The following is a 12,542-nucleotide window of genomic DNA, read 5'->3' as shown; positions in this document are numbered from 1 at the left end:
TAAACGTCACTTTACGAGGGAAAGACTAATCTATATTCAAGCGCTGAGAAACAGACGCAACACATGACTTATTATACCGAATTGAGGCAACAATTATGAAAATGACTAAGAAACTTGTACTAGCAGCTGCGGCACTTCCACTAATGTTAGGTACAGCAAGCGCGTACGCATTTGGCGGCGGCGATAAAGGCGACCACAAAGGCATGCACGGTAAATGTGGCGGCTTCGATAAGAAAGTGATGCGTCAACTAGACCTAACTGACGCACAAAAAACAGAATTGAAAGAGATGCGCGAAGCGAATCGTGCAGAGATGAAAGAAAAACACGCTGGCAATAAAGCCGATAAAATGGCGAAAATGAAAGCGCACCAAGAGAAAGTTCAAGCATTGGTACTGGCTGACAACTTCGATGAAGCAGCAGCAAACGACCTAGCAAGCGAAATGGTTGAGAAGCAAACTGAGCGTCGCGTGGCAATGCTGAAGAAGCAACACGAAATGATGAGCGTACTAACGGCTGAGCAAAAGACTCAACTGAAAGAAATCCAACAAGAGCGCATGACTAAGTGTGCTGAAAAAATGGAAAAACGCATGAATAAGGACAAGTAATTCGAGCTTGATAAAGCAGCTTTGAATGAAAGTGTTTAGAAAGAAGCGGCCGTGTGCCGCTTTTTTTGATTCCTAAAAATGAATGTCTTACACCCTAGTTGTCATATTCAATTGGTTGTTTGCAGGTTATACTTTGTGCTATCAGTCACTTTATAGCCAAGTTATGAAACAAGAATACGCACGTTTAGTTACGCTCGCTGCTTGGGCAGCCACCACCATCGCCACTATTTTATTGATAGTGAAAGTCGCAGCATGGTGGGTGACAGGTTCTGTGAGTCTGTTGGCTTCCGTGGTCGATTCAATGTTGGATATCGCGGCCTCTGTCGTTAACCTCATCGTCGTTCGTTACTCTCTGCAGCCTGCCGACAAAGAACACACTTTTGGTCATGGTAAGGCTGAATCTCTTGCCGCATTAGCACAGGCGATGTTTATCTCAGGCTCGGCTTGTTTCCTCATTCTTAATGGTATTGAGCGCTTCTTCAGACCTCATGAACTCAACTCTCCAGAGATTGGTATCTACGTCAGCTTATTCGCGATGATGATGACCTTCGGTTTAGTGCGCTTCCAAAAACACGTGGTGAAGAAAACGGGTAGCCAGGCGATTGCCGCTGACTCATTACACTATCAATCTGACCTCTATATGAATGCTGCGATCATGCTGGCACTGGCGTTAAGCTGGTTTGGTATTGGCCAAGCGGACTCTGTATTCGCGGTGGGTATCGGTATCTACATTCTTTACAGCGCTTATCAAATGGCGATGGAAGCGATTCAATCTCTGCTTGATCATAAGCTGCCGGATGAAGAGCTAAAACAGATTAAAGAGACATCGTTGAGTATCGAAGGCGTGTTGGGTGTGCATCAATTACGAACGCGTCGTTCGGGGCCAATTCGCTTTATTCAATTGCACTTAGAACTTGAAGATGAGATGCCACTTATTGAAGCGCATCGCATTTCTGACGAAGTTGAGGCCAAGCTTATCTCCGTATTCCCTGATGCTGATGTATTAATTCACCAGGATCCGTATTCGGTTGTATTTGGACCAGAGAAGCAGCAAAAATTCCACTCGTGGTGATACGGGCTAAAAGTTGAGTGGCAAATGGTAAGTGGGCGGCTTTTGAACTAGAGTGAGTAAAAATTACTAGTTCTTTGGTGATTCAAAAACCACCTTAGTAACAATTAATGTTGATTCTGATGTGAATCAACAAAGTTATTGAGTAAAACTGTAATACTCTTACAGAAGTAGAAATGTTACATAATTTTACGCGATTTAAGTGCTATTCCTGTTGAGGAAATGTAACATAACGCACAAATATAGATTTAAAATCTTGTTGATATACAATCAGCAAGAACAAGAATTGAATAATAGATTCCCAAAAATCGAGGGTGAGCATGATTAAGAAGATCGGTGTTTTGACCAGTGGTGGTGACGCTCCAGGTATGAACGCAGCAGTTCGCGGCGTTGTTCGTACTGCGTTATCAGTTGGCATTGAAGTTTACGGTATTTACGATGGCTACCAAGGCCTTGTTGAAGACCGTATCGAAAAGCTTGACCGTTCAAGCGTATCTGACGTAATCAACCGTGGTGGTACCTTCTTAGGTTCTGCACGTTTCCCTGAATTCAAAGACGTTGCTGTTCGTGAGAAAGGCATCGAGAACCTTAAGAAACACGGTATCGAAGCACTTGTTGTTATCGGTGGTGACGGTTCTTACATGGGTGCTAAGAAGCTAACTGAGATGGGGTACCCATGTATCGGTCTTCCAGGCACAATCGATAACGATATCGCAGGTACTGACTACACAATCGGTTACCTAACTGCGCTTAACACAGTTATCGATTCAATCGACCGTCTACGTGACACATCTTCTTCTCACCAACGTATTTCTATTGTTGAAATCATGGGCCGTCACTGTGGTGACCTTACGCTTATGTCAGCAATCGCGGGTGGTTGTGAGTACATCATTACTCCAGAGACTGGCCTAGATAAAGACCAGCTTATCGGCAACATCCAAGATGGAATTGCTAAAGGTAAGAAGCACGCAATCATCGCTCTAACAGAGCTTATGATGGACGCGAACGAGCTTGCTAAAGAGATCGAAACAGCAACAGGTCGTGAGACTCGTGCAACGGTTCTTGGTCACATCCAACGTGGTGGTCGTCCTACTGCATTTGACCGTGTACTGGCTTCTCGCATGGGTAACTACGCTGTTCACCTTCTTCAAGAAGGTCACGGTGGTCGTTGTGTTGGTATCGAGAAAGAAGAACTTGTTCACCACGACATCATCGATTGTATCGAGAACATGCAGAACCCAGACCGTTCTGAGCTATTCCGCGTTGCAGAAGAGTTGTTCTAAGCCGCGCTTAGCGTTCGCTTAAAGAATTTAAAAACCGCTGATTTTTCAGCGGTTTTTTTATACCTGTCGTTTGAGTTTTCATAAACAGCAGGCAATAAAAAAGGCCAACCTAAGTTGTAATGCCGATCAGTTAAGAAATTTGTGAGATCATTTGACCGATCCTCAAAAGGCTTCAGAATCCGATATTAGGAAACTAATATCGGATTTTTTTATGTCTTTAGAAAGCCAACTTGCCAATACTTTTCAGTCATGTAATACCTTTCACCACTTTGAAAAATACTCTGAAATTCTTAGTCCAGAGCTTATCCAGCAGGGTTTTGAGCAAGCTGGCGTCGCAACCGTTAGAAGAAGACGGTTACCTTTGGAGGCTGTACTTTGGTCCGTTGTTGGAATGAGTCTCTTTCGTCAACAATCTGTTTGGGATATCGCTAACCAACTCGATTTTGTTCTGCCAGACAAACAGCGCTTTGTTGCCCCAAGTGCTGTTGTTCAAGCGAGACAGAGATTAGGCGAAGAAGGTGTTAAGCAAGTCTTTAAGAAGATGGCTGCGCATAGCTATCAATCGTCTAACTTCGAAACTTGGTGTGGACTAAACCTTCTATCCGTCGATGGTGTCGTTTGGAGAACGACAGATACACCTGAAAATCATCAAGAGTTTAAAGCACAAAGCAATCAATCATCTGAGAATATTTACCCTAAGGTACGTATGGTTTGCTTGATGGAGCTTACAAGTCATCAACTAATCGATAGTACATTCTCTGACTATCGCACCAGCGAAATGCGCCTTGCAGAAGAACTCATTGAACAAACCCCCGATCATTCGTTGACTATTTTTGACAAAGGATACTACTCTCTAGGGCTACTTAATCGCTGGAATAAGGTAGGCAAAGAAAGGCATTGGATGCTCCCTGTGAAAAAAGACTTCCAGTATGAAGTCGTTCATAAATACAGTCAGAGTGACGCTATCGTTGATATAAAAACGACACATCAGGCAAGAAAGAAGTTCAGTGATCTCCCTGAGACAATAGAAGCAAGGTTAGTGTCGAAAATTATCAAAGGAAAGACATATCAGGTGCTTACATCAATGCGTGATGGGTTGCGCTTTCCTGGTGAAGACATCGTAGAGCTTTATCGCTATCGTTGGGAAATCGAATTAGGCTATCGGGAAATGAAGCAAACCTTGCTTGATAGTGAGTATACATTACGCAGTAAGCGCCCAGATATGGTCAAGCAGGAGCTCTGGGGAATTTTGCTCGCCTATAACCTTATAAGACAAGTCATGACAAAGGCTGCGAGTCAATTAGATAGCGTTTGGCCAAATCAATTAAGCTTTACGAGTAGTGCTATGGCTGTGACTCAATACTTCGCGGCTTTACCTTTAACGAGTCCTGGAAAACTTCCTAAACATTATGAAGTACTACTCAAGCAAATATCCATGTTTACCCTGCCACCTCGAAGAGAAGATAGAAGTTCCCCTCGTTGGGTGAAACTGAAACCCAAGAAATATGCAACGAACAGAAAAAATGCCAGTCAGCTTAACTGACTGGCATTACAACCTAAGTTGACCTTTCATTCAATTTAAACGGTGAAGTTTAAATTAAGCTTTTGCTTCAGCTGCTGCTTTAGCGATAGCTGCGAAGCTTTTCGCGTCAAGAGCTGCGCCGCCAACTAGAGCACCGTCGATGTCTGGTTGTGCGAAGTAAGCTGCTGCGTTGTCTGGCTTAACAGAACCGCCGTATTGGATAACAACTTTCTTAGCTACTTCTTCAGATTTCTCTGCGATGTGTGCACGGATTTGAGCGTGGATGCGTTGTGCATCTTCAGCTGTAGCTGCTTTACCAGTACCGATAGCCCAGATTGGTTCGTAAGCGATGATAGCGCCTTCAAGAGCTTCAACACCTTGAGTGTTGATAACAGCGTCAAGTTGACGTGCACATACTGCAACAGTTTCGCCTGCTTCGTTTTGTGCTTCAGATTCACCGATACAAAGAACTGGAGTTAGGCCGTTCTCTTTTAGGAATGCGAATTTCTTAGCTACGAACTCGTCTGATTCGTTGTGGTATTCACGACGCTCAGAGTGACCGATGATGATGTGAGATGCGCCGAACTCTTTAAGCATTGCTGGAGACATGTCGCCAGTGAATGCACCGCTGTTGTTTAGGTCAGAGTTTTGAGCACCTAGGATGATCGCGCTGCCCGCTTCAGTAAGCGTACGCTCTGCTAGATCAACGAAAAGTGCTGGTGGAGCAACTGCTACGTCTACGCCTGTTACGCCTTCAAGTTCAGCGTTAAGACCGTTTAGTAGATCAACAACCATTTCTTTGCTGCCGTTTAGTTTCCAGTTACCCATAACTACAGGATGACGCATAGGAATATCTCCAAAGTATTTAAATAAATCGAATGTAAAAAAGTAAACTTTATTACGAAATAATATAACAGATTAATATCAACAGATCATGACTGTGGTCATGACTTTCTTGGATCTTACTCAATGGTCAGAGTAGATTTTGAGCATATATCAGTGATCCGGCAGACAGAATAATAGCTAACTTCTCGGATTTTTCATCGTTAGTTGGTATTAAGGGACAAACGATTGCGTTAACAATAGGAAGTAATAATGCCGAATCTAGTTCTAGAGTACTCAAATTCAGTGGACGAGCGAGTGAATATCCAAGGTTTACTAGAAGATCTTCATAAAGTTGCATTAAACTGTGGCTTGTTTGATGTGCCTTCTGTGAAGTCGCGTTCACTGCGTTGTCATAACTGGCTAGTCGGTGATGAAGAAGACAGTGTGGATTTTATTCACATTAGCTTCGAGTTACTTTCAGGACGTACTGAAGAACAGAAAAGAGAACTGTCGCGTTCGTTAATGCAAACCTTACAAGAACAGGCGAGCCATATCCGCAGCCTAACGGTGAACATAAGAGATATGGACAAAAGCTGCTTTCAGAAAGTGATTAACTGATTTTTTAATAAAAGTGATTAACTAAATAAAAGTGATTAACGAGCAATTTGCTGCTAACTTTTTGGGTAGCGTATTAATTTTTTGAGTATTTTTAGATGTCGATGAAAGATTTACTGCTCTCTTTCAAAGGGAGAATTGGTCGTAAGACTTACTGGATGTGGAACATTTTCTACTACATTGCGATTACTGGTTTTGCTTCTGGTATCTCGGTTTTGTTCCCTGCGTACTCTTACATTCTACTACCTATCTTCCTACTGATGCTGGTTATCCCAGATCTTGCGGTAACTGCCAAGCGTTGGCATGACCGTAACAAATCGAACTACTGGTTACTGTTGAACGTGCCGCTGGTACTTGGTCGTTTGGCTTCACCAATGGCAGCAACGACAACAGAGTCGGTATCGCCAATTCATATGGTGGCAACCGTTGCAGCATTAGTGTGTGGTTTATGGATTCTGATTGAATGTGGCTTGATGAAAGGCACTGAAGGTCGCAATGATTACGGCGAAGATCCGGTGTAATCGCAGAATGATGAATGAACAAAAGGGAGCATAGCGCTCCCTTTTTTTGTTTTATAACAGTCTGATATTCATGTGTGTCTGCTGTTAACTTATATTCGCTTTAATACATTTTTGGCTCTGTATTGGGTCTAAAAGGCACCACATTTTCTGGCAGAGTTTCTTCAAAACCACAGCGGCCTTCGAGCGCGTCTTGGAACTTACAGACCTGACAGCGTAACTCCTGCATAAGTACGACATTGGCATGGTGCGGATTCTTACAACGGCTCACCACCAAGTCGATATGACTTTGTTGAGCGCGGAGTCTGTCTTGCATGGTTTCAGAAGCCGAACAAATCATCTGTTCGCACATCTCGTGTTTGAATTGATTGAATGCTTTAGGATCGCTTTTCGCGAGTTGGACAAGTTCATCAAAGGGTGGCAGTTTTTGATCAGGTTGTGGATGTGCCATCATTCCTTCCTTAGAATTAAGCATGTTTCATATGCTTTAAGCTTAAGAAAGAATTCTGTACAAATTTTGTTCTATTGGCGTTTTCTCAATATTGAGACGAGATCAGTGGCTTAGCGTTCGGCTTTAGCTGCTTGGGATTACGATAAAGGCGTAGGTGTTAACGTGTAAGTGCAACGTCGTTCGCCAGCAATAATGTGCTCAGTGCGGCTTACGTGGCATTCGTCTTTGAGCAGTTCAGTGAAAACATTGAGCTCTGACTGGCATAGGCTAGGGCAGCGAGTCGCCGCCTTGCAGATAGGGCAGTGGTTTTCGATCAAGATGTAATGATCGTCATGCTCTTGAAGCTCAGCCATGTAACCCTCTTCCTCACGAAGTTGAGTCAGTTTTTCGAGCTTACTGATCAGGTCATTGCAGCCAGATAGGGCAGATTGATATTGCTTGAGGGTGTGCTGTTCACGCTCGGCAGCGACCTTAGCAAGCCCTTCTTTACCAAACAGGTTCTCGACTGCATCAATGACTTGAATCGTCAGTTCACCGTGTCGGTCTGAAAATTGTCCGTGGCCATGTTGAGTAAGGGACCAATGACGAGTCGGGCGACCGACTTTCACTTTCACGTCATGAAACGCAAGAATACCGTCATCTTCCAGGCTTTGCAGATGCTGCCTCGCACCCATTGTCGTCATGCCAAATTCTTCTGACAGTTGTTTCGCGGTTACCGCGCCTTGACGCTTAATGGTCTGTAAGATTTTGTCGCTTGTTTTCATACTATCCCTACCTCATGAACCTTACTATTATGAGGCAAGGTGTTTATAAAGCAAACCATTTACTATATTGACCGTAATTTACGCTTTGGACAGAAAGCAGGGGGTGATTGTCATAGGCCAATAAAACAAAAAGCTGATACTTGGTATCAGCCTTTGTCTGTTCTGTTTAACCTAATTTAGGTTTACAGGATATGACCCACTACTTCTGGATCTTTACGCTCTAGGTAGTGGATTGATTTGATGCGGCGAATCGTGCGGCAGCGGCCACGGATAAGCAGCGTTTCTGTTGTCGCAATATTGCCTTGACGAGAAATGCCTTCTAGCAAGTCACCCTTAGTGATGCCTGTTGCTGAGAATACAACGTTGTCGCTGCGAGCCATGTCTTCCATTTTCAACACGATACCAGCCGTTACACCCATTTCTGCACAACGTTCTAGCTCAAGTTCACCGTGTTTGCGGTTCTCTTCTGTGTCGCCTTTTACTTCGTGACGAGGAAGAAGACGACCGTGCATGTCACCGTCAAGTGCACGAATAACAGCAGCCGACACGACACCTTCAGGTGCGCCGCCGATGCAGTACATGACGTCTACTTCGCTGTCAGGCATACAAGTTAGGATAGAAGCCGCAACATCACCATCTGGCACTGCGAATACACGAACGCCCATAGCTTGCATATCGGCGATAACTTGATCGTGACGTGGCTTAGCCAGTGTCGTTACAACCAGTGTATCCAGTGTTTTGCCCAGAGCCTTAGCAATGTTTTCTAGGTTTTCTTTCAGTGGCAGTTCTAGATCGATAACGCCTTTAGCGCCTGGACCTACAACTAACTTTTCCATGTACATATCAGGCGCTTTAAGGAAGCTGCCTTTTTCGCCTGCAGCCAATACTGCCAATGCATTTGATTGGCCCATTGCTGTCATGCGTGTCCCTTCAATTGGGTCAACTGCGATGTCGACAGCGTCGCCGCCCACACCTACGTTTTCGCCGATGTATAGCATAGGTGCATCATCGATTTCACCTTCGCCAATAACAATCTCACCGCTAATTTCGGTTTTGTTAAGTAGGCTACGCATTACTTCTACAGCAGCGCCATCTGCAGCGTTTTTGTCGCCACGGCCAAGCCACTTGTAACCAGCTAGTGCTGCACCTTCTGTGACACGAGAGAATGACATTGCTAAATCGCGTTTCATGCGGACTCCAAAATTTTCAAAGGGGGAATAGAAATTTCGCGCCGGATTTTACCATATCCAAAAGGAAACGTTTGCCTTTTTGTTTTTTGGGGATTGCTCTCGATCAATTTGCAGTGGAAAACCGCTAATATTCATCAAAATAATTGGTTTGCCGTTGTGGCAGTAATCATTCACGTCAATATTCGGTAAAAAGCGCTGTTTTTTTCATCGAATGGCGCAAAATATCGAATATATTGAGTGTTTATCCTTGCTCTGCTGAGTAGAATGGGGAAATAAGTGGAGTGAACCTTCACCATCAAATGGATAACTTAAAGGTAGGCCAGAATGTCTTTTGAAGTACTAGAGCAGCTAGAAGCAAAAATTCAAACAGCAGTAGATACAATTGCACTTCTTCAAATGGAAGTGGAAGAGCTTAAAGAAGAGAAACAAGCACTAGCAACAGAAGCTGGTGAGCTTAAAGCAAGCCGTCACGAGCTAGAGCAAAAAACTCAGCAGATGCAAGAAGAGCATTCAGCATGGCAAGATCGCATCCGTAACCTTCTTGGTAAAATGGATGAAGTAGAGTAATTCACTCTTCAGATTTAAAAAACGACCCCTACTCAGGGGCGGGCGTTTTTGTTTGTTCTTAATTTTGGAGAGGGTAGCTTGGCGTTAACATGGGTTACTCAACCTCTTCTTCAACATCCAAATCAAGCTCAACATCCAAAGGCTCTGCAGAAAGAATAATGCCCGTGTTATCGGCGTAGAGGTAATCTTCCGGTAAGAAGGTCACGCTGCCAAAGTTCACTGGTACGTCTATTTCACCAACACCTTCTTGGCTCGCACCAACAGGAATAGAAGCGAGGGCTTGGATGCCTAGGTTCATGTCTTCAAGTTCATCGACTTCGCGAACGCAGCCGTAAACCACAATCCCTTCCCACTCATTGTCTTCGGCAAGTAAGGCCATCTCAGCGTCGATCAGTGCTTTACGCAGTGAGCCGCCGCCATCGATTAACAACACACGCCCTAGACCATCTTGCTCTAATACCGATCGAATCAAAGCGTTGTCTTCAAAGCACTTTAATGTCGTGATCTGTCCTGCGAAGGATGCTCGTCCACCGAAGTTGCTGAACATTGGCTCCACGACATCAACTTGATCCAAATATATGTCGCACAGTGCTGAAGTGTTGTATTCCATTAGTATACCTTTTGAACAATGAGCTTACTTTGAGTATATCGGTGCTTGATCCCTTTGCAATGATTAGTCTCAATTAACTCAATAGAGTTTGAGCTACGACAACCCCTGCAAACAATAGGTTAGTGACCAATGAGCATTTCACAATCACAGGCATCATTGGCGCGATCTGTGCAGGTTTCTCTGTTTCCCAAACCGCCTTACCATGCTTGTAAACAATCACAATGCTCAGTAAAAACGGCAGGCTGATCCAGACTGGTTTTTCTTGAATCAGTAGGTAAATAGCAAAAGAGACAAGGGCTAATCCAAGCAGCGCAAAGTGGTAGTGTTTGGCTTTACGCTGGCCAAGGCGAACGGCCATGGTGCGTTTGCCACATTCACTGTCGTTTTCGATGTCACGCATGTTGTTGATATTGAGTACCGCAACCGCCATCAAGCCACAGCCCAATGCCGGAAGGAACAGGCTTGGTTCAACATGACCTGTGTGTAGGAAGTAAGTCCCTGACACGCCTAACAAACCAAAGAAGATAAACACCGATAAGTCGCCAAGGCCAATGTAGCCATAAGGCTTATTACCCACGGTGTAAGCAATGGCTGCCACAATTGCTAATACGCCTAATGCGATGAAAGATAAGATACTTTCAATTGAGGTCAGCGCATGAAAAATCAGAATCAACCCAGCAATCATGGTAAACACGATGTTGAGGATGATGGCTTGCTTCATGGTTTTAGCGGTGACCGCGCCAGACTGCATTGCGCGTGTAGGACCTAGACGATTTTCGTTGTCGGTGCCTTTTACTGCATCACCGTAGTCATTAGCTAGGTTCGACAGAATCTGTAATAGGGTGGCGGTTAAAAAAGCCAGTAGTGCTATCGATAAAGAAAACTGATCGCTGGCGAACGCTAAACTACTTCCTGTAAGAATAGAGACGAGTGCGAGAGGCAGAGTTTTCGGTCGTGCGGCATCAAGCCAAATCAGTAGAGATTGTTTCATCGTAGGTCTATTTCGTTGTAAGTCTTCGTTTCATACTGTGATTTGAGTATACGCCCATTTTTCGGGTAATAAAAAGCCCACTCGAAAGTGGGCCTTGAATTCGCTTATTAGCTGCTATTTCTTTGAGTTAGAGCAATAAGTTGGAGTTTCGTGTGCTACAGGATGAAGCGGCTTAGGTCTTCGTCTTCAACGAACTCGCCAAGCTTCGCTGTTACGTAAGCTTCATCAATCACTAGCTTGCTGCCAGCCTTGTCTGTTGCGTCGAATGAAATCTCATCCATCAAGCGCTCCATTACTGTGTGTAGACGACGTGCACCGATGTTTTCAGTGGTTTCGTTCACGCGCCATGCAGCGTCAGCAATCTGGTTGATACCATCTTCAGTGAACTCAATGCTCACATCTTCTGTTTTCATTAGGGCAATGTATTGCTCTGTTAGAGATGCTTTTGGTTCAGTCAGGATGCGTTTGAAGTCATTCGCTGAAAGCGCTTCAAGTTCTACACGAATTGGTAGACGACCTTGTAGTTCAGGGATCAGGTCAGATGGCTTAGCCACTTGGAATGCACCTGATGTGATAAACAAGATGTGGTCCGTTTTCACCATGCCGTGCTTAGTTGATACTGTGCTGCCTTCGATAAGAGGCAGTAGGTCACGTTGAACACCTTCACGAGATACGTCTGGGCCTGAGCTGTCGCCACGCTTACAGATTTTGTCGATCTCATCGATGAATACGATACCGTTGTTTTCAGCGTTGAAGATCGCGTTCTCTTTTAGCTCTTCTTGGTTCACAAGCTTAGAAGCTTCTTCTTCCGTCAGTGCTTTGAATGCGTCTTTGATTTTCATCTTACGCTTTTTCTTGGTGTCGCCCGCTAGGTTTTGGAACATGCCTTGTAGCTGGTTGGTCATCTCTTCCATGCCAGGAGGTGACATGATTTCAACGCCCATTTGTGGTGCTGCTACATCAACTTCGATCTCTTTGTCGTCTAGCTTACCTTCGCGCAGCTTCTTGCGGAAAATCTGACGAGTGTTTGAAGAGGTCGCATCTTCGTTTGATTGCTCGTTCTGACCCCAAGCATCACGTGCTGGTGGCAGTAGGGCATCAAGAATACGTTCTTCAGCCTGTTCTTCAGCGCGGTATTGTACTTTTTCCATCGCTTGCTGGTGCGTCATCTTGATCGCAACGTCCGTTAGGTCACGGATGATGGTTTCAACTTCTTTACCCACGTAGCCCACTTCGGTGAACTTAGTCGCTTCTACCTTGATGAACGGCGCGTTTGCTAGTTTCGCTAGGCGGCGAGCAATTTCTGTTTTACCAACACCGGTTGGACCGATCATCAGGATGTTCTTTGGTGATACTTCAACACGCAGGCTTTCTTCAAGCTGCATACGACGCCAGCGGTTACGCAGTGCGATAGCCACTGAACGCTTAGCGTTGTCTTGGCCGATAATGTGGCGATTGAGTTCGTGAACGATTTCGCGAGGAGTCATCTCAGACATGGTTTTTCCTTAATTCTTTAATCACTGTTGATACAA

General features: G+C 44.6%; 14 protein-coding genes. 7 read left to right on the top strand and 7 right to left on the bottom strand.

Going from position 1 to position 12,542, the window contains the following annotated elements:
- The first annotated feature begins 95 nt into the window (after positions 1-95).
- The 4 genes from L0992_14885 to L0992_14870 all read left to right on the top strand — a co-directional run bounded on the left by L0992_14885 (position 96) and on the right by L0992_14870 (position 4,500).
- The gene (locus tag L0992_14885; GenBank protein ID XGB66962.1) at positions 96-605 is read left to right on the top strand and encodes a CpxP family protein; all 510 of its coding nucleotides are present in this window, start codon (positions 96-98) and stop codon (positions 603-605) included.
- 163 nt (positions 606-768) lie between these two features.
- Positions 769-1,677: a CDF family cation-efflux transporter FieF gene (gene fieF, locus L0992_14880; protein XGB66961.1), complete on the top strand. Its 909-nt coding sequence runs from the start codon at positions 769-771 to the stop codon at positions 1,675-1,677.
- A gap of 317 nt (positions 1,678-1,994) precedes the next feature.
- The gene (gene pfkA, locus L0992_14875; GenBank protein XGB66960.1) at positions 1,995-2,957 is read left to right on the top strand and encodes a 6-phosphofructokinase; all 963 of its coding nucleotides are present in this window, start codon (positions 1,995-1,997) and stop codon (positions 2,955-2,957) included.
- Positions 2,958-3,168: 211 nt separating this feature from the next.
- Entirely contained in the window at positions 3,169-4,500 is a 1,332-nt protein-coding gene (locus L0992_14870; GenBank protein XGB66959.1) for an IS4 family transposase, read from the top strand.
- A 54-nt stretch (positions 4,501-4,554) separates the two neighbouring features.
- Here L0992_14870 and tpiA read toward each other — a convergent pair whose 3' ends face one another.
- Complete coding sequence (gene tpiA, locus L0992_14865) at positions 4,555-5,325, bottom strand: triose-phosphate isomerase (protein ID XGB66958.1); 771 nt, start codon at positions 5,323-5,325, stop codon at positions 4,555-4,557.
- 249 nt (positions 5,326-5,574) lie between these two features.
- Here tpiA and L0992_14860 point away from each other — a divergent pair, with 249 nt between their 5' ends.
- Together L0992_14860 and L0992_14855 are read left to right on the top strand one after the other, a co-directional pair.
- Positions 5,575-5,922, top strand: coding sequence for a 5-carboxymethyl-2-hydroxymuconate isomerase (locus L0992_14860; protein ID XGB66957.1), 348 nt, complete (start codon positions 5,575-5,577; stop codon positions 5,920-5,922).
- 95 nt (positions 5,923-6,017) lie between these two features.
- Positions 6,018-6,440 carry a DUF805 domain-containing protein gene (locus L0992_14855; protein ID XGB66956.1) on the top strand — a complete coding sequence of 141 codons (423 nt, stop codon included), beginning with the start codon at positions 6,018-6,020 and terminating at the stop codon, positions 6,438-6,440.
- Between the two features lie 100 nt (positions 6,441-6,540).
- On the opposite strand, the gene L0992_14850 is transcribed toward L0992_14855, so the two are convergent.
- The 3 genes from L0992_14850 to glpX form a co-directional block, all read right to left on the bottom strand.
- Complete coding sequence (locus tag L0992_14850; GenBank protein ID XGB66955.1) at positions 6,541-6,888, bottom strand: DUF3135 domain-containing protein; 348 nt, start codon at positions 6,886-6,888, stop codon at positions 6,541-6,543.
- Positions 6,889-7,025: 137 nt separating this feature from the next.
- Positions 7,026-7,652 carry a transcriptional regulator gene (locus L0992_14845; protein ID XGB66954.1) on the bottom strand — a complete coding sequence of 209 codons (627 nt, stop codon included), beginning with the start codon at positions 7,650-7,652 and terminating at the stop codon, positions 7,026-7,028.
- Between the two features lie 182 nt (positions 7,653-7,834).
- Complete coding sequence (glpX, locus tag L0992_14840) at positions 7,835-8,842, bottom strand: class II fructose-bisphosphatase (protein ID XGB66953.1); 1,008 nt, start codon at positions 8,840-8,842, stop codon at positions 7,835-7,837.
- Between the two features lie 324 nt (positions 8,843-9,166).
- Here glpX and zapB point away from each other — a divergent pair, with 324 nt between their 5' ends.
- Positions 9,167-9,409, top strand: coding sequence for a cell division protein ZapB (gene zapB, locus L0992_14835; GenBank protein ID XGB66952.1), 243 nt, complete (start codon positions 9,167-9,169; stop codon positions 9,407-9,409).
- Between the two features lie 94 nt (positions 9,410-9,503).
- Here zapB and rraA read toward each other — a convergent pair whose 3' ends face one another.
- From rraA to hslU, 3 genes are all read right to left on the bottom strand, one after another.
- Positions 9,504-10,019, bottom strand: coding sequence for a ribonuclease E activity regulator RraA (rraA, locus tag L0992_14830; protein ID XGB66951.1), 516 nt, complete (start codon positions 10,017-10,019; stop codon positions 9,504-9,506).
- A gap of 73 nt (positions 10,020-10,092) precedes the next feature.
- Positions 10,093-11,010 carry a 1,4-dihydroxy-2-naphthoate polyprenyltransferase gene (locus L0992_14825; protein XGB66950.1) on the bottom strand — a complete coding sequence of 306 codons (918 nt, stop codon included), beginning with the start codon at positions 11,008-11,010 and terminating at the stop codon, positions 10,093-10,095.
- Between the two features lie 155 nt (positions 11,011-11,165).
- Positions 11,166-12,506 carry an HslU--HslV peptidase ATPase subunit gene (gene hslU / locus L0992_14820; protein XGB66949.1) on the bottom strand — a complete coding sequence of 447 codons (1,341 nt, stop codon included), beginning with the start codon at positions 12,504-12,506 and terminating at the stop codon, positions 11,166-11,168.
- Between the last annotated feature and the right edge of the window lie 36 nt (positions 12,507-12,542).

Source organism: Vibrio pomeroyi (genome assembly GCA_041879425.1).
Taxonomy (GTDB): Bacteria; Pseudomonadota; Gammaproteobacteria; order Enterobacterales; family Vibrionaceae; genus Vibrio; species Vibrio pomeroyi_A.
Note: the sequence above shows the minus strand (reverse complement) of the source record. Positions and strands in the feature narration are given on the sequence as shown.

What these genes read in the sequence shown, in the direction of transcription:
- L0992_14860 (XGB66957.1), top strand. Translation starts at nt 5,575, where the DNA reads ATGCCGAATCTAGTTCTAGAGTACTCAAATTCAGTGGACGAGCGAGTG.
- L0992_14885 (XGB66962.1), top strand. Translation starts at nt 96, where the DNA reads ATGAAAATGACTAAGAAACTTGTACTAGCAGCTGCGGCACTTCCACTA.
- zapB (XGB66952.1), top strand. Translation starts at nt 9,167, where the DNA reads ATGTCTTTTGAAGTACTAGAGCAGCTAGAAGCAAAAATTCAAACAGCA.
- L0992_14825 (XGB66950.1), bottom strand. Translation starts at nt 11,010, where the DNA reads ATGAAACAATCTCTACTGATTTGGCTTGATGCCGCACGACCGAAAACT.
- tpiA (XGB66958.1), bottom strand. Translation starts at nt 5,325, where the DNA reads ATGCGTCATCCTGTAGTTATGGGTAACTGGAAACTAAACGGCAGCAAA.
- rraA (XGB66951.1), bottom strand. Translation starts at nt 10,019, where the DNA reads ATGGAATACAACACTTCAGCACTGTGCGACATATATTTGGATCAAGTT.
- hslU (XGB66949.1), bottom strand. Translation starts at nt 12,506, where the DNA reads ATGTCTGAGATGACTCCTCGCGAAATCGTTCACGAACTCAATCGCCAC.
- L0992_14850 (XGB66955.1), bottom strand. Translation starts at nt 6,888, where the DNA reads ATGGCACATCCACAACCTGATCAAAAACTGCCACCCTTTGATGAACTT.
- glpX (XGB66953.1), bottom strand. Translation starts at nt 8,842, where the DNA reads ATGAAACGCGATTTAGCAATGTCATTCTCTCGTGTCACAGAAGGTGCA.
- L0992_14855 (XGB66956.1), top strand. Translation starts at nt 6,018, where the DNA reads ATGTCGATGAAAGATTTACTGCTCTCTTTCAAAGGGAGAATTGGTCGT.
- L0992_14870 (XGB66959.1), top strand. Translation starts at nt 3,169, where the DNA reads ATGTCTTTAGAAAGCCAACTTGCCAATACTTTTCAGTCATGTAATACC.
- L0992_14845 (XGB66954.1), bottom strand. Translation starts at nt 7,652, where the DNA reads ATGAAAACAAGCGACAAAATCTTACAGACCATTAAGCGTCAAGGCGCG.
- pfkA (XGB66960.1), top strand. Translation starts at nt 1,995, where the DNA reads ATGATTAAGAAGATCGGTGTTTTGACCAGTGGTGGTGACGCTCCAGGT.
- fieF (XGB66961.1), top strand. Translation starts at nt 769, where the DNA reads ATGAAACAAGAATACGCACGTTTAGTTACGCTCGCTGCTTGGGCAGCC.